Raw genomic sequence first — 14,248 nt, forward strand, 5'->3', positions numbered from 1 at the left:
GGGGTGGCCGGCGGCGGGGTGGCCAGCGGTCGAATCGCGGGCAACCCGTGCAGGTTCGGTAACAGGGCCCGGAGCTGGTCGACCCCGGCCCGCGCGGTCGGGTCCTTGGCGAGCATGGCGGCGAGGACGGACCACAGCTCGTCGGTGAGGTCCGGCGGGCGGCCGGGCAGGAGGTCGACGTGCGCCCGCAGGATGGCCAGCGGCGCTCGCCCGGCGAACGGCGTGACCCCGCACAGCAGCTCGTACAGCACGATCCCCGCGGCATAGACGTCCGCGGGCGGGCCGGCGACACCCTCCTCGATCATCTCGGGCGCCATGTAGAGAGGAGTACCGAGAATGCCCTGCCGCGTGGTCAGCCGCGTCGACGCGTTCATCAGCCCGGCGATCCCGAAGTCGGAGATCTTCGGGTGATACCCGCCGTCATGCCGGTCGAGCAGGACGTTCTCGGGTTTGAGGTCGCGGTGAATGATGCCGAGCTCATGCGCGGCACCGAGCCCGGTGAGGATGTCGACGGTCGTTGCCACCGCTTCCGCCGGTGGGACCGTCCGGCGCCGTCTCAGCTCACGACGCAGGTCGGAACCCTCGATGAAGTCCATGACGATGGCCAGGTGCCCGCGCTCGGCAACGAGATCGCGGACCCGCACGACAAAGGGTGAGTCGACCCGGAGGAGCACCGAGCGTTCCCGCATGAACCGGGCGACGATCTCCGGGTCCACCATGAGCTCCGGCAACAGGAGTTTGAAGGCGAGCGGCTCGCCGTCCTCATCGCGGCCGCGCCACACCTCGCCCATCGCACCCCGGCCGATCATGGTTTCCAGAGTGTAGGAACTTCCCAGCTTTGTCGCCAACGCCCGCCGCCCTCCCTATGCCAAGATCCCAGCGGCGCGATTCTCGCAGACATACCGGTCATATGACGCACGCAGGTCAGATTAGACGTTCACGCGCAGGGCAGATTAGACGTTCACCTGCAAAAATGGGGAATTGCGCATAGATAGGACGGCTGCTCCCAGTCAGGCGCCGACGTGGGCCGCGAGGTGCTCGCCGGTGCGGGTGGAGCGGGCGGAGCGGGCGGCGACGAGGTCGTCGAGGTGGCGGCCGGTCAGGGTGGCGCTGGCCCGCAGCCCGACGACGGTTCCCTCGAAGCAGACGGTGCCGCCCGCCGTGCCTGCGCCGGGGCCGAGATCGAGGTCGACGACGCGGTCGGCGATCATGATCGTCTCCGGCTTGTGTTCCACGACGAGCACCGTGTTGCCCGTGTCCCGCAGCCGCAGGAGCAGGTCGTGGAGCTCACGCTTGGTGAACCTGCGGATCGGCCTGTCCGGGTCGAAGAAGCCGCAGCCGCCGAAGATGCGGCCGTACCAGCCGCCGACGCCGTAACCGGGGATCGTCAGCGCACCGTCGTTGATCGACCTGCTGTCCTCGTAGAGCTGGGTCAGGCCAAAATCGGTGACCGCGCCCCGACCCTCGCAGCGCGGACACATGCCACCGACACGGGTGAAGGTCTTCTTCACCACCTTGGCCGCACCGCGCTCGACGGTGATCGCACCGCTCGCCCGGACCGACCGACCGAGGGAACGTTGAAGGCGAACGCGCCCGACGGGCCGATGTACGGCCGCCCCAACCGGCTGAACAGGATGCGCAGCATCGCACCCGCATCGGTGGCGATGCCAACCGTGGAACGGGCGTCGCCACCGATGCGCTGCTGGTCAACGATGATCGCGGCCGTCAGTCCGTCGAGCAGGTCGACGTCGGGCCGTGCCTGCGTCGGCAGGAAGCCCTGCACGAAGGCGCTGTACGTCTTGTTGACCATCCGCTGGGACTCCGCGGCGATCGTGGCGAACAGTGGTCTCCGTCTGCGTCACCTGGGCCCGACCTGGCCAGCCCCGCGCAGTACACCGCCATCGCCACGCTCCCGGCAACAGCCGCCGCCCACCTGGCCCGCCGCCTGCGGGTGGGACGAATGTTGCCGGATGGAGCAACCCGCGGGCCGCTCGGCGGGATCTGGGTGGTTGTGGAGGGACGGATGGATGAGGACAGACATCGGGAGTTCCGCGAGTTCTTCGCGCCGCGGCTGCCGCGGCTGCTGGGACTGGCCTACCTGCTCTGCGGGGACGCCACGGAGGCGGAGGACCTGACTCAGATCGCGCTGGCGCGGGCGTTCGTGGCGTGGCGCCGGGTCCGCGACAGCGACCATCCGGACGCGTATGTACGCCGCATCCTGGTGAACGCGAACAGACGGCGGTTGCACCCCGCGCTGCATTCCGAGTCGGTCGGATCGCCGAAGCCGCCCGATCGGGGACGTCACCACAAGCGGGTGGCCTCGGCACATGACATCAAGGCTCATGACAGCGCGGCGTAGAACGCTGCGGCACACGGCATCGAATCGATGACGGGAGGTTCCGCATGACAACCGACGAGGCCACCGTCGCGTGGCTGCGTGCGGCGGCCGAGGATCTGCGGGCGCATCCTTCGGAGCGCATCTGGACCAGCGTCGAGGCGCGGATTTCCGAGGAACGCCGACGCCGGGCGGCGAGGCGAACGATCCCGCTGGTCACGGCGTTCGCGGCCGCCGTGACCAGCGCCGCGGTCGCCTTCGGCGGCACGAGGACGGGCAGCGACGATCACGTGTCGCTGGTGCCGGCCGCGCCGACGTCCGGCACCACGGTCCCCAGTCCCACGATGACGGCCGTTCACCTGTCCGCGGCCGAGGCGGCGGCGATTCCCGTGGAATGTTCGCAGTCGGGTCCCGGTCAGGCTGATCCGGCCCGGTCCCCCGCCTTCGGTCTGGTCGAGCGAGCGGCGGTCCGCGACGGTATGGGAATCAGTATGAGTGTGATGCTGTCCAATGGCCCTACGACGGCCGAATGCGAGATCCCACTCGATGCCGCCGGAAGGCCGGACATCTCGTTCGCCTATCAGTATGGATTCAGCACGGCGCGCACTCGCCCCGCCCCCGACCCCGTTTCCATCGACATCGCCGGCACCCACGGTTGAAGTCCGCCACCGCAGGATAACCGCCTTGGCCGCGTCCGGAAGCGGATCGATCCAGGTCCGCCACCCGCCGCCGCCGGAGCTGTCAGGACGGGACCTGCGCCACGAAGACCTGTTCGTGGTCTGCGGGTGTCCACATCCAGCCAGCGCCCGTGTGCGAACCCGGCAAGCAATCCGACGGCAGCCTTTGGGCTCGGCGATGCTTTTCCACTCTGGCGGCGGGGCCCTACGACTCCCCGCGAGGTTCCCTTTCCAGAAGCACCCTCGACGGGGTGGCTGGTGGCCGCCGGGTCGACGGGCAGCCCGAGTCGGTAGTCTTCGTGGCCCGAGCCCGGGATCCTCACACCGGGCGATGCGGATCGCCTCACAGGCGCAGCGCGGCACGGGAGGAGGCAGTCGGGGATGGGCGTACGGGTGCCTGTGATCGCGCTCACCGGATACCTGGGCGCGGGTAAGACGACGGTGCTCAACCATCTGCTCCAGGCGCCCGGGGCACGCCTCGGAGTGGTGGTCAACGACTTCGGAACGATCAACGTCGATGCCGCGCTGGTCACCGGCCAGGTGGACGAGCCGGCCTCGATCGCGGGCGGCTGCCTGTGCTGCCTGCCCGACACCGACGGCCTGGACCAGGCGCTGGAGAAACTGAGTCGGCCGCGGTTGCGGCTGGACGCGGTGATCGTGGAGGCCAGCGGCGTGGCTGACCCGCCCCATCTGGCCAGGCTCATCCGGTTCAGCGGCGTGGACCGCGTGCGCCCCGGCGGTCTCGTCGACGTGATCGACGCCGCCGCCTACTTCGACACCGTCGACACGGGCGGGCTGCCGCCGGCCCGGTTCGCGTCGGCCTCCCTCGTCCTGATCAACAAGACCGACCGGGTTCCGCCGGCGCACCGGGGCGAGACGGTGGCGCGGATCACCGGCCGGATACGTGAGAGCAATCCCCACGCACACGTCGTCGACACCACCCATGGCCGCATCGACCCGGCACTCGTGTTCGACGCCGCGAGCCCACACGACCCGGTCGACGAACTCCCGCTCGCAGCCCTGGCCAGGCACGACCACGATCGCGACCACGAGGACGAGCCGCACCCGCGCGCCGACGCGGTGACCGTTCCCGCCGCCGGCCCGGTCGATCCCGGCCGGCTGGCCGACCTGCTTGAGGATCTACCCGCGGACGTCTACCGGCTCAAGGGCACCCTGACCGTGGACATCGGACGGAGCCTGCGCGGCTACGTGGTCAATGTCGTCGGACGACAGATCCACGTCGCGGTCAGGCCCGTGACAGAAGGTCCCAGTGGACTCGTCGCGATCGGCATGCAGCTCGACCAGTCCACCGTCCGTGCCCGGCTCGAAGCGGCCCTCCAGCCCTGCGTCGCCCGCCCCGCCGCGGACGGTGCGCGCCGTCTCGCCCGGTACCGGCGCCTGAGCGCCTGATTCCCACCTACTGCTCCGCATCGGACGGGACCTGCACCGCGAAGACCTGCTCGTGATCTGCGGGTGTCCACATCCAGCCGGCGCCCATCCGCGAACCCAGCATCTCGGTCGCGTTCACCGGGTATGGCTCGTCGGTGTTCGTCATCCCCCATCGTTGCGCGATCATCTGGGCGGCACCGCGGGCGGAGGCAACCGCCTGCTGCTCGTCGGAATACACCCCGATGATCCTCAGCACCGGGTCTTCGATCATTCCACATTCGATGCATCCGACCTTGCAGACGAGCCAGTTGACCTTGCCGTTCACAGGGCTTTCCTTCCGCAGTTTCAGCAGACGCCTGTCACGGCTGCCCCGCCGGAACAGCACGTCGACGCCACACAAGACGCTCGGCCAGCGCCCCGACGGTTCCGTCGCGGCCGGCTGGCAGTCCGCCACCCTGAACACTTCTTACTCGCCGAGGCAGAAAAATCTTCTTCGGCCATCACCTAAGTGGTCCGGGTGAAAGCTCGGCACATTCCGGCGCCGTCACGCATGGGCCAATTCCGACAAGAAGGCCAAACATGACCTTGGCACCGGCGATGCTTCTACCCTGCCGGTGGCAGCGCCCAGCGGCCCCCGCCCGCGCGCAACCGGCCCGACGCCGCTGGCACAGGCCCGGCCTGCGACCACTGCGACCACTGCGACCACTGCGCAGAAGGCCCTCGGACGCTGGCGAGGCCGCCATGCGCTCGACACTTCCAGGCTGCGATCATAACCGCAGATGCGGAGTAATTATCGAAAAAGCTGTGCATCTGCAATATCTTCTGTTCTATGCTCCCTCCCCTGAGGATCTGTTCTGCTGCGGGGGTGACACATGAGAGGTCCGTGAACTCGCCGTCCCATCTCCGAGCCACCTCCGTGACGCGAGCGGCGAGGCTCCAGCACAGCTGGGCGTACCCCGACCACGGAGAGCAGACCGAACGGGTCTGTCGACCGGTACCTGCGTGCAGTTCCGGGAGCGCTGAATTCTTCGGTCTCGCTCTGCGAGAAGCGGGGCGCGTGCGCCCATGCAGTTCGAGGAAGGCCGACCCTGCCGACGCGGCCGCCCCGGCCGGCCGCAGCCCCACGAGTCTCCAAGCCGGCAAGAATTCCACCGAGGCCGGCTCGCGCCGTCTCGCAGGTCAACGGTTGGCAGGTCATTCCGTCCGTCTGTCAAGAAAAAAGTTGATGACGAAGAAATCCCTACGGGCTCCCCTGTTCACGGCGTTTGTTCCGGGTGCCGCACTGGCCGTCGCACTGCCAGGAACCGCCTACGCGTCGACCACTATCAACGGGGAGACCAACCCGGACTCCGTGCGGTACGGCGAGTCGTCCGGCCCGACCAGCGTCGGCGCGCCCCAGAAGACCACCGTCGGTTGCGGCGAAGGCGACGGGACGCTGATCAGCGGCGGTGCCGGTATCAGCGGCGGCGACATCACGACGTCCGACTTCAACGCACCCGGACAGTCGGGTGATCACCTCAACGGCAGCTATCCCGGCGACGGGAGCGGGAACCCGCTCACCAGTTCGCCAGCGAACTGGACATCCACCACGCATACCGGCGGGATGGGCTCGACGAGTGCTACGAGATCCCACGTCTGGGCGTTGTTTCTGACCGGCAACTGACCGGTACGCACAGCACGGTTGGATCTGGCTACCGGTTTTCCGTCGATACGGGAGCTTCTAGCGGGAAAGCTCGTACTTGCGGCTCTGTGCGCAGGCTGGGCGGAGGGCCTTGCCTGGCCGAAACGGGTGTCCAGGTCGTCGCCGGGTGGCGCGGTCGTCACGGTGTCCGCGCTCGCGCTGGTCTTCGCTGCGGCAGTGCCCGCCGTCGCGGCGCCGGAACCGGGTGCACCGGCGGCGACCGAGCCGCAGAAGCCGGTGATCCACGTGACCACCACCAATCTTCCCGTCGCTAACGGGTCGGGGGCTTACGCGACCGCGGTGACCTCGTGTCCGGCAGGCAGTGTGCTGGTCAGCGGGGGCATGTGGGGCAGCAAGATCGATGCCACCGACCCCGTCCCGCCGATCAACGGGCTGCACGCGAAAGGGACCTTTCCCAGCGACGCGAGCGGGACCATGATCGCCAACGGTGCGCAGAACCCCGAGTTCTGGGCGGCCCTGGGTAACTTCGGTGGGCAGGCCGAAGACGGCGACAAGATCACCAGCTTCGCGGTATGCGCGGCGGGAACGAAGCTCGACCACCGGGTGGTCTCGGTGGCCTCCGTCGCCGGCCCGAACCGGCTCGGCACCGCGCGGGTCACCACCGCGTGTCCGGACGGAACCGTCGCGGTGGGTGGTGGCTCGCACACCCCGCCCCGGAGGCCACCAGCCCGCTGTTCGGCCAACCCGTCGACCTGACAGCCTCGGTCGCACCGGGCGTGGCCGACGTGGGCAACCCAAGCGGTACCGTGACCTTCTCCGACGGAACGACCCCCTGGCGACCGTCCCGCTGACCGCGGGGAAGGCCACCCTCAGCACCACCAGACTGCAACCCGGCACCCACCCCATCGCGGTCAGCTACAGCGGCGGCCCCACCTTCAAAGCCAGCACCACCACCGCACCAACCACGATCACCATCGGCTTCAGCCAGCCAACGGGCGCTGACCGGACTGACCATCTGGTCAGCGTCCGTTCCGCACGAACAACGTTTCGCGGTCGTACCGCTCAAGTTCATACCGCTCAAGTTCGTACCGATCCCGCTTGTATCGGGAGTACCGGTTGTAACGATTTTCCCGGCTGACCGTATTTTCGTCGCGGCCGGGCCGCGAAAACTTCCGGGTTCGGTCGGCGTCGGCCGGCGCTGAACCTGCGGCCGCGGGACCGGGCGTGATCGTGGTGACCCTCGGCGGGGTTCCCGGTGGCTGCGGGACAGTTCCCGGCGTCGACGGAGCGGCTTTCCTCGACGCTGGGGCTCGCGCCGCGGGTACCGGTGCGGTGGCTCGCGGCCGGGGCGCCGGCGTCGCCGCCGGGGGCGGGGATGTCCGCCCCGCGGGCTCGGCGGCGATCGCTGCCGTCTCGGCCGGCGTACCGCCATCCGGCGTGGTGAGAACCTCCCGGGCGGGTTCGGGACTCAGGTCGATCGCCGGTGCGGTGCCGCTCCCACCCGGTTGGTTCGGCGGTGGTGGTGCAACGGCGGGCAGCCAGCCGGCTTCCGCACCGAGGGACGTCGAGGGGGACCTCTGCTCCCGCTCGGCACCCATGGCGATCGGCACCGCCGCGGCGAGCAGGGCCAGCAGGGCGGCGGCGGTCGCCAGCACGGCCGCCCGCCGGCGGCGACCACCGTGCCGGTCAGCCGCCGGCCCGGGTCGCAGAGCCGTCCGGCGCGTCGGCAGCCGGGCCGTGTCCGCGCCCGGTACACCGGGTCGGCCCACTGATCCCGGCGTGCTGGTCGCGTCCGGCGTGCTGGTCGCGTCCAGTGTGCTGACGGCGGTCGGTGTGCTGACGGCGGTCGAGTCGTGGAGCATGGGAGCCCCCTCGACCTCGCCGCCGATCGGCAGCACGGTCGGAGAACGCCAGCCGTCGAGGGCCCGGGCGACGGCCGGCGCCGAGTCGTCCTCCGCCTCCGTGCCGCCGAGCAGGCCCAACAGCACCTCACCCGCGGTCGGCCGGGCGTCCGGTTCCTTCTGGAACGCGCGTCGGACCATATCGATCATCCCTGCCGGCAGGCCGGACAGGTCGGGTTCCTCGTGCAGCGTCCGGTGCAGCAACACGTCGGGCGCGCCGTCCCCGAAGGGCGGCCGGCCGGTCGCGGCGAAGGTCATCACCCCCGCCCAGGCGAACACGTCTGCCGCCGCGCCGATCTGATCACTGTGGGCCTGCTCCGGCGCCATGTACCCGGGCGTGCCGATCCACGCGGCGTCATCGTCGACCGGCGAGGTCGTCCCGAGAGCGTTCGCGATGCCGAAATCGATCACCCTCGGCCCCGCGGGATGCAGCAGGACATTCGACGGGGTGAGGTCGTGGTGTGCAATGCCGGCCGCGTGGATCGCGGTCAACGCCGACGCCACCCCGATACCGAGGCGTTCCAGATCGGCGGGCGACAGCGGGCCGCCGGCCGTCACCGCCTTGCTGAGGGTCGGGCCGGGGACGAACTCGGTGACCAGATAGGGAAATTCGGCGTCCGGGCACGCGTCCAGCACCTCTGCGGTGCAGAATCCGGCGACCTGCCGGGCATGGGTCGTCTCCCGGCGAAAACGCTCGCGGAACTCCGCCACACTGGCAAGTTCCGGACGAATTACTTTTATGGCGACGAGCCGGCCGGTCGACGACTCGCCCAGATAGACCGTCCCCATGCCGCCCTCACCGAGCAGGCGCAGGACCCGAAAATCGCCGATCGTCGCCGGATCCGCCGCGCGCAGCGGCGAGCCGGGCTGGTCGACGGCGGCAGTCTCCGTCGCGACGCCGGCGTCCGCGATGCTGCAGGTCATCGGTTCCACCTCATCGGGCCCGAGCATGGGTGCGGATGTCACATCGTCCGAGTTCGTCCGATTCTCCCCGGGTCGGCGTCACCGGCTCCGGAGGCGTCGGTCGGGAGAACCGGCACTCTCCGCTCCCGCCCAACGGCCGACAAAACCGTCACCCGGCATCCGACAAAGCCCCGACAAGGACAGACAAGGGCCTATCAGGGCATTCTGCTCCGCCTGCACGGTGCCCGGCCGTCATCCGGTGAACGAAAGGGCCACGGAAACCCAACCGGCTAACTGCCGACGATCTCGGGCTTGCCGCCGACGACGGGTCACGTCGGACGACGTTTGTCTGGCCGTCCGGCCCGGAGTGGGTCCGGTGGCCAGGGGCGACGCCCGCTACCTACCCTTCGGTCGTCACCGTGCGGCGCATATCCGCTCCCCGAGGTCGGTCAGCTCGGTGCCGGTTCCAAGCGGCAGCACGAATCACACGATCATGACTGGCGGGAGCCGGGCAGGTCGAGAGGGATTCGTAGGGGTGGGGCCAACGGTGTGGCCCGGTCCGAGCGAAACGCTTGTACCAGATACGAGGCGAGTCGCCGCGACGCCGCGGTCGTCATCTCGCGTGTACCGGCATTGATGCCCCCGCTGGCGAGCAGGATCAGCGACAGGTCGGCGGGGTCGAAGTCATGGCGCAACGACCCGGTCTCCTGCGCGCGGCGTACCAGCTGGGCGAACTGTTCGTGGGCCCGCTGCCGGAAAATCTCGAATTCCGTCCTGTGCGGAAAAGCCGCGGTGAATGCGGACAGGAAGCGCCGGTCACGATGTTGCTGGGTGCACAGCTTGAGGATGAATCGGCAGAACCCTCGCCAAGGGTCCGGGTCGGCCAACGCCACGTCGAGTACGTGCGCACAGGCCGCCAGCTGCTCCGCGAAGGCCGCGGCCGCGAGGGCCTCCTTGGTCGGGAACCGCCGATACAGGGTGGCTGGTGCCAGCCCCGCGCGGCGCGCGATCTCTTCCATCGAGATTTCCAGCCCCTCGTCCGCGAAGGCTGCCCGCGCCACCTCGAGGATCTTGGCCCGGTTTGCGGCGGCATCCGACCGCAAGCGAGTGGCCACCGTGGACCTCTCTCTCACTTTCGACTCGAGCTGATGACTCTTCCCTACCGGACTGATAGGAAAACCAGTGTACGGGTCATGAGCGCCGACCACTGGGCCCCGGCCTGCCGGCCGGCAACCTTCCTCCGTGGTGGGTGCCCCGGCGTCCGCCGCTCGCGCGACGTCTGCCGATATGGAAAGGCATTTGATATGACCAGCATGCCGCTGGCTGTCCTGGGGCTGGTGCCGCGGACCTCCGGTGCCACCATCACCGATGCCACCATCACCGATGCACTGCGCAACCCCGATGCACTGCGCAACGCCGTCGACCTCACCCGGAACAGTGAGCGGTTCCCCTCGTGACGCTCTCCTCCGTAGACACCGCTTTCATCGAAAAGAATCCCTCCGCCGCAATGATCACTACGACCGCTGACGGCACGGCGAAGGCGGCACGGGTGATCGTGGCGCTCGTCGACGGCAGGTTGTGGAGTACCGGCACCGTCGACCGGGCCCGTACCCGTCGGCTGCTGCGCGATCCCCGGTCGACGCTGTTCGTGTTCTCATCCGGCCACGGCTACCGTTCGCTCGAGACGACCGTGAAGATCATTGATGGGCAGGCGGGGATAGATGCGAACGTCCGCCTGTTCCGCAAGATCCGAGGGCGGCCGGAGGGACCTATCGAATTCTTCGGAACCGAGTACGACGAGGAGGCTTTCCGCACGGCAATGATCAACGACGGGCGGATTATCTACGAATTCGATGTCCTACGGTCATCAGGCGTCGACCAACCACTTACCGAGGCGCCCACGCTCGACTCCCGCTCTCAACACCAGTCGTAACGGTCAGCACAACCCACGACCAGTACTACGGCCCATCGCCATACGTGGGGGTTCGGGGGGCTCGGCCCCCGGCAGACATGACGCGATCCCACCGGCGAAGCCGCCCCAAAGGCGACGCGCAGGCATGATCAGAGCCGAGTGGGCAGGAGCGGGGTCGAACCGCCGACCTTCCGGTCCGGTCAACGGATCGCAGGTCAAAGAGCGGCAGCGAAATCCTCGATGACCAGGCTGACGGCCTCGTAGAGATCGGCACGGCGTTTGAAGAAGTCGTCCGCGCCTGGCTCGACCGCCGCCCGCAGGAAGCGCCACTGCACCGGGCTGAGGTCCTGCGCCTCGTCGATCACCACATGCCGGTATGGCCGTTGCGGTGCCCGTTCCAGCAGACGCGCCGCCTCGATGCAGATCATCTCGTGAGTCCACCGACCGGAGGCTCGCAGTTCTCGATCGAACTGCTGCCAGGCGGCCCACACCTGAGCTCGCTGGCGCGGCCCGAGCGGGCGGCCCCGCCCGACCCGGCGCGCCTTCTGATACCCCGCCTCGGCGAGGATCTCCTGCGCGAGGATGACCTGCCGCCATTCCTCCGACAGAAAGCTCTCGGAGAAGGGGAGGCCGAGACCGCGAGCGACGGTGCGCCACACCGCCCGTTCCTCAGCGCCGGTCAGGATGGTCGGCTGAGGTTGCCCGGCCCGAAAGACGTCGTAGGCGATCTTGTTCATCGTCGCAACGGTGATCCGATCACGCATCAGCGGATCGTGGACCAGCAGGTCGATGTCCGCGGTCAACGAGTCGCTCATCGTCGAGGTGAAGGTGGTCAGGAGGACCCGGCCGACCCCCTGCGAGGCGAGATCGCGCGCGGTGCAGGGCCACGACGGTCCCCGGTCCCCGGTCCGCCGGTCACCCGTGCCGGCCCCCGAAAACGGGCCTGAACGATACGGCGCTGGGTCGGGTGCAGATATACCCGCCACAGGGCAAACGGGTGCCGGAACACCTCCAGCAGTTCCTCTGGCCCGTCCACGAGGACCACCCGATCCGCGCTGCGCTCAACCGCGGCAACCACGTCATCGGAGTCGAAGGACGCCCGGTCCGCCTCGGATGCGGCCCCGATCTCGGCCCACACCTCCTCCAGTGTCATTCCCGCCGCCAGGCCGAACAGCGCGTCCCACTGGTTCGGGGGAAGGAAGCCGCGCGCCATCTCGAGCTGCCGCACATCCGTCAGCACTCGAGCGAAGGCCAGAGCACCCGGGCGAAGGCCAGTGTCTGCTCGTCGATGCCGAGCCGACGCAGATCCTTGTCCGCCACGTCGGCGAACAGCCTGCTGGGGACCTACTCGGCCCGTCTGGTCAGCTCCGGAAGCGTCGCGTCGATCGCGACCACATCACGAATCTCGATCCGTTCCGTCGCCGCATTGATCGACACGCGACGCCGCCGGGCCCAGGCGTAGGCGTAGGCGTCGTCATGCGGCAACACCTTCAGCAGCGTGTAGGTGTCGCCGTTTTCCGGCTCGAGGACCACGCCCCGCCAGAACTTGTCGATGCGGATCGACCGGAACCGGTTGTCACGTACGTTCCCGATCTTCTCCAGATGAAGACCGGCGTGGGTCGCCGCCTCGAACTTGGCGAACACCTCGAGCACCCGGTTCTGTACCTGTTTCTCCAGGGCCGCGAATCCGAGCAGGAACTCCTTGTCGATCCCGAGCCGCGCCATGTCACCGTCTCCCGTCGATTCCGCAAACTTCGCTGCCCCGCACTCCCCGCCCGCGAGCCACCTGCTGTCCGCCTACGCGGGCCACCGGGCGCTCAGCGGACCACCAGGCTCAGCGAGCCGGCGGGCTCAGCGGGCCGCCGCAGTGCCATCCGCACCGGCAAGCAGCTCCCGGACCACGGGCACCATCGGGTACTCCGGTCCCCAGACCCGCAGCAGGTCGGCGAGCAGCGCAGCGAGGCTCTCGGCTGCGGCGGCCCGATGGCCGGCCCCGAGCTGCAACAGCCCGATCTGGCGGCGCAGTTCGAGGACGCGGGGATCGTCCGCGCCGAACACTCGGGTCTCGTCGGGTAGCAGCGCGCCGAGCTGCTCCAGCGCCCGCGGCGTGTCGCCGATCAGAGCCCGGCAGGTCGCCTCCCGCAGGCGCGCGAGCATCAGCCGTTCGCTGTTCCGACCGTCTCGGCGGGCGAGGTCAGCGACCAGCCGTTCGTACTCGCCGACAGCCTGGCGGAAGTCACCCCCTTCGAACAACAGCTCGGCGAGCTCGAGACGAAGCGCGAGCACATCGGCGCTGTCGGTTCCCAGCGCCCGGCCGGCCCGATCGACGGCCTCCGCCAGGATCGCGGTGGCCTGGCTGTATCGGGAGGAGCGGGCCAGCGAGCGGGCCTCATCCCGGGCCTGGCGAAGCTCGACCTGGTCGATCCCGCTGGTGGACGGCGACCGCCGCTGCGGCACGGTCATCGCGTCCGACCGTGCCGGTTCCACGACGCCAGGACCCGGCAGGTCAGGACCCGGCATGGGAGAGGTCGGCGCGGTGGTAGTCGGCGTGGACGGGGCCGGCGCGGGAGGATGCACGCGGGCGGTGATCCGGTTGTACATCCGGACCGCGTTGTCCGCGGCGGGATCGACGATTCCGGGAAGGGGAACCAGGTCCGCCATCCAGCCGATCAGCGCCTCATACACCGCCTCCGCCCCGGACGGGCGTTCCTCCGGCGTCTTGCGCAGCAGGTCGGCGACCAACCCGTCGAGATTCGAGGGAATGTCGGCGCGCAGGGTGCTGACCCGCGCCGGGACTTCCTCGACCTGCTGATGCATCACCGAGTAGGACGACGACCCGGCAAAGAGCCGCCGGCCGGTCAGCATCTCGAACAGGGTCGCGCCCAGCGCGTACAGGTCGGTAGCCGGCGCACTGAGCCCGGCGAGCACCTGCTCCGGGGCCATGTAGGCGGGACTGCCGAGATGCTGTCCGGTCGAGGTGATCTTCGACAGGTCGGTGCGATCGAGTGCGACCGCGAGACCGAAGTCGAGCACCTTCACCGTGCCGTCCGGCTCCAGCATCAGGTTCGCCGGCTTGAGATCGCGGTGGACAAGGGAGGCCCGGTGCGCGACAGCCAGCACTGCGGCGGCCTGGGCCGCGATGGCCGCCGCCCACCCGATCGGCAACGCTCCCTGCTCGGCAACGAGATCGGCGACGCTGATCCCATGTACCCGCTGCATGACCAGGTAGGGCCGCCCCTCGTGGGTGCCCGCGTCGTATACGGCGGGAACCCCCGGGTGCACCAGCCGGGCGGTTATTCGTGATTCACGGATGAAACGACGAACGAGCTCCTCGTCGGGCCGGCCATCGGGAAAACGGACGAACTTCACGGCGATCTCCCGGTCGAGTTTCACATCCCGGCCGACCCAGACCTCACCCATTCCGCCTTTAGCCAGCGGCAGAGCCTCCAGCTCGTACCGCCGGTCGATCATCCAACGTCCGGCCATCGC

At 69.1% G+C, this 14,248-nt stretch carries 13 protein-coding genes, 2 pseudogenes and 1 riboswitch; of the genes and pseudogenes, 8 read left to right on the forward strand and 7 right to left on the reverse strand.

Features of this window, described 5'->3' with window-relative positions:
- Positions 1-848, reverse strand: an 848-nt coding sequence (locus NBZ83_RS06980) for a serine/threonine-protein kinase (RefSeq protein ID WP_261574563.1), incomplete at its 3' end; no start/stop codon positions are given.
- Between the two features lie 189 nt (positions 849-1,037).
- Positions 1,038-1,843 (reverse strand): annotated as a pseudogene (locus NBZ83_RS06985) (P-loop NTPase family protein); the annotation flags it as partial.
- A gap of 180 nt (positions 1,844-2,023) precedes the next feature.
- On the opposite strand from NBZ83_RS06985, the gene NBZ83_RS06990 reads away from it, so the two are divergent.
- The 3 genes from NBZ83_RS06990 (at position 2,024) to NBZ83_RS07000 (ending at position 4,422) form a co-directional block, all read left to right on the forward strand.
- The gene (locus tag NBZ83_RS06990) at positions 2,024-2,359 is read left to right on the forward strand and encodes a sigma factor (protein ID WP_438803294.1); all 336 of its coding nucleotides are present in this window, start codon (positions 2,024-2,026) and stop codon (positions 2,357-2,359) included.
- A 44-nt stretch (positions 2,360-2,403) separates the two neighbouring features.
- Positions 2,404-2,994: a hypothetical protein gene (locus NBZ83_RS06995; protein WP_261565230.1), complete on the forward strand. Its 591-nt coding sequence runs from the start codon at positions 2,404-2,406 to the stop codon at positions 2,992-2,994.
- Positions 2,995-3,393: 399 nt separating this feature from the next.
- Complete coding sequence (locus tag NBZ83_RS07000; protein WP_261574564.1) at positions 3,394-4,422, forward strand: CobW family GTP-binding protein; 1,029 nt, start codon at positions 3,394-3,396, stop codon at positions 4,420-4,422.
- Between the two features lie 7 nt (positions 4,423-4,429).
- Here the strand turns inward: NBZ83_RS07000 and NBZ83_RS07005 are convergent, their stop codons facing one another.
- Positions 4,430-4,786 (reverse strand): hypothetical protein, encoded by a 357-nt coding sequence (locus NBZ83_RS07005; protein ID WP_261565228.1) that lies wholly within the window; start codon positions 4,784-4,786, stop codon positions 4,430-4,432.
- A gap of 840 nt (positions 4,787-5,626) precedes the next feature.
- On the opposite strand from NBZ83_RS07005, the gene NBZ83_RS07010 reads away from it, so the two are divergent.
- The 3 genes from NBZ83_RS07010 (at position 5,627) to NBZ83_RS33270 (ending at position 7,181) form a co-directional block, all read left to right on the forward strand.
- Positions 5,627-6,064: a hypothetical protein gene (locus NBZ83_RS07010; protein ID WP_261574565.1), complete on the forward strand. Its 438-nt coding sequence runs from the start codon at positions 5,627-5,629 to the stop codon at positions 6,062-6,064.
- A 126-nt stretch (positions 6,065-6,190) separates the two neighbouring features.
- On the forward strand, positions 6,191-6,799 hold the full coding sequence (locus NBZ83_RS07015; RefSeq protein ID WP_261574566.1) for a hypothetical protein: 609 nt from the start codon (positions 6,191-6,193) through the stop codon (positions 6,797-6,799).
- Positions 6,738-7,181 (forward strand): Ig-like domain-containing protein, encoded by a 444-nt coding sequence (locus NBZ83_RS33270; RefSeq protein ID WP_261574567.1) that lies wholly within the window; start codon positions 6,738-6,740, stop codon positions 7,179-7,181. Before NBZ83_RS07015 ends, NBZ83_RS33270 begins: the two co-directional genes overlap by 62 nt.
- On the opposite strand, the gene NBZ83_RS07025 is transcribed toward NBZ83_RS33270, so the two are convergent.
- Together NBZ83_RS07025 and NBZ83_RS07030 are read right to left on the reverse strand one after the other, a co-directional pair.
- Positions 7,063-8,868: a serine/threonine-protein kinase gene (locus tag NBZ83_RS07025; RefSeq protein ID WP_261574568.1), complete on the reverse strand. Its 1,806-nt coding sequence runs from the start codon at positions 8,866-8,868 to the stop codon at positions 7,063-7,065. The genes NBZ83_RS33270 and NBZ83_RS07025 overlap by 119 nt on opposite strands.
- A gap of 470 nt (positions 8,869-9,338) precedes the next feature.
- Positions 9,339-9,962 (reverse strand): TetR/AcrR family transcriptional regulator, encoded by a 624-nt coding sequence (locus NBZ83_RS07030; RefSeq protein WP_261565224.1) that lies wholly within the window; start codon positions 9,960-9,962, stop codon positions 9,339-9,341.
- A 74-nt stretch (positions 9,963-10,036) separates the two neighbouring features.
- A riboswitch (SAM riboswitch) is annotated at positions 10,037-10,149 on the forward strand.
- A gap of 2 nt (positions 10,150-10,151) precedes the next feature.
- Here NBZ83_RS07030 and NBZ83_RS07035 point away from each other — a divergent pair.
- Together NBZ83_RS07035 and NBZ83_RS07040 are read left to right on the forward strand one after the other, a co-directional pair.
- A complete protein-coding gene (locus NBZ83_RS07035) occupies positions 10,152-10,304 on the forward strand; it encodes a hypothetical protein (protein ID WP_261565223.1) in 153 nt (50 codons plus the stop codon).
- Positions 10,301-10,780, forward strand: coding sequence for a pyridoxamine 5'-phosphate oxidase family protein (locus tag NBZ83_RS07040; RefSeq protein ID WP_261565222.1), 480 nt, complete (start codon positions 10,301-10,303; stop codon positions 10,778-10,780). The genes NBZ83_RS07035 and NBZ83_RS07040 overlap by 4 nt, the downstream gene beginning before the upstream one ends.
- A gap of 260 nt (positions 10,781-11,040) precedes the next feature.
- Here the strand turns inward: NBZ83_RS07040 and NBZ83_RS33690 are convergent.
- A pseudogene (locus tag NBZ83_RS33690) lies at positions 11,041-12,484 on the reverse strand (UvrD-helicase domain-containing protein); the annotation flags it as partial.
- Positions 12,485-12,610: 126 nt separating this feature from the next.
- Positions 12,611-14,230 (reverse strand): serine/threonine-protein kinase, encoded by a 1,620-nt coding sequence (locus tag NBZ83_RS07060; protein ID WP_261565218.1) that lies wholly within the window; start codon positions 14,228-14,230, stop codon positions 12,611-12,613.
- Positions 14,231-14,248: the final 18 nt, after the last annotated feature.

It is taken from the genome of Frankia gtarii (genome assembly GCF_025403375.1).
GTDB lineage: Bacteria > Actinomycetota > Actinomycetes > Frankiales > Frankiaceae > Frankia > Frankia gtarii.

Bases quoted from the DNA above. Each gene is read 5' to 3' on its own strand.
- NBZ83_RS06990 (WP_438803294.1), top strand. From the start codon at position 2,024: ATGGATGAGGACAGACATCGGGAGTTCCGCGAGTTCTTCGCGCCGCGG.
- NBZ83_RS06995 (WP_261565230.1), top strand. From the start codon at position 2,404: ATGACAACCGACGAGGCCACCGTCGCGTGGCTGCGTGCGGCGGCCGAG.
- NBZ83_RS07000 (WP_261574564.1), top strand. From the start codon at position 3,394: ATGGGCGTACGGGTGCCTGTGATCGCGCTCACCGGATACCTGGGCGCG.
- NBZ83_RS07010 (WP_261574565.1), top strand. From the start codon at position 5,627: ATGACGAAGAAATCCCTACGGGCTCCCCTGTTCACGGCGTTTGTTCCG.
- NBZ83_RS07025 (WP_261574568.1), bottom strand. From the start codon at position 8,868: ATGACCTGCAGCATCGCGGACGCCGGCGTCGCGACGGAGACTGCCGCC.
- NBZ83_RS07035 (WP_261565223.1), top strand. From the start codon at position 10,152: ATGACCAGCATGCCGCTGGCTGTCCTGGGGCTGGTGCCGCGGACCTCC.
- NBZ83_RS07060 (WP_261565218.1), bottom strand. From the start codon at position 14,230: ATGATCGACCGGCGGTACGAGCTGGAGGCTCTGCCGCTGGCTAAAGGC.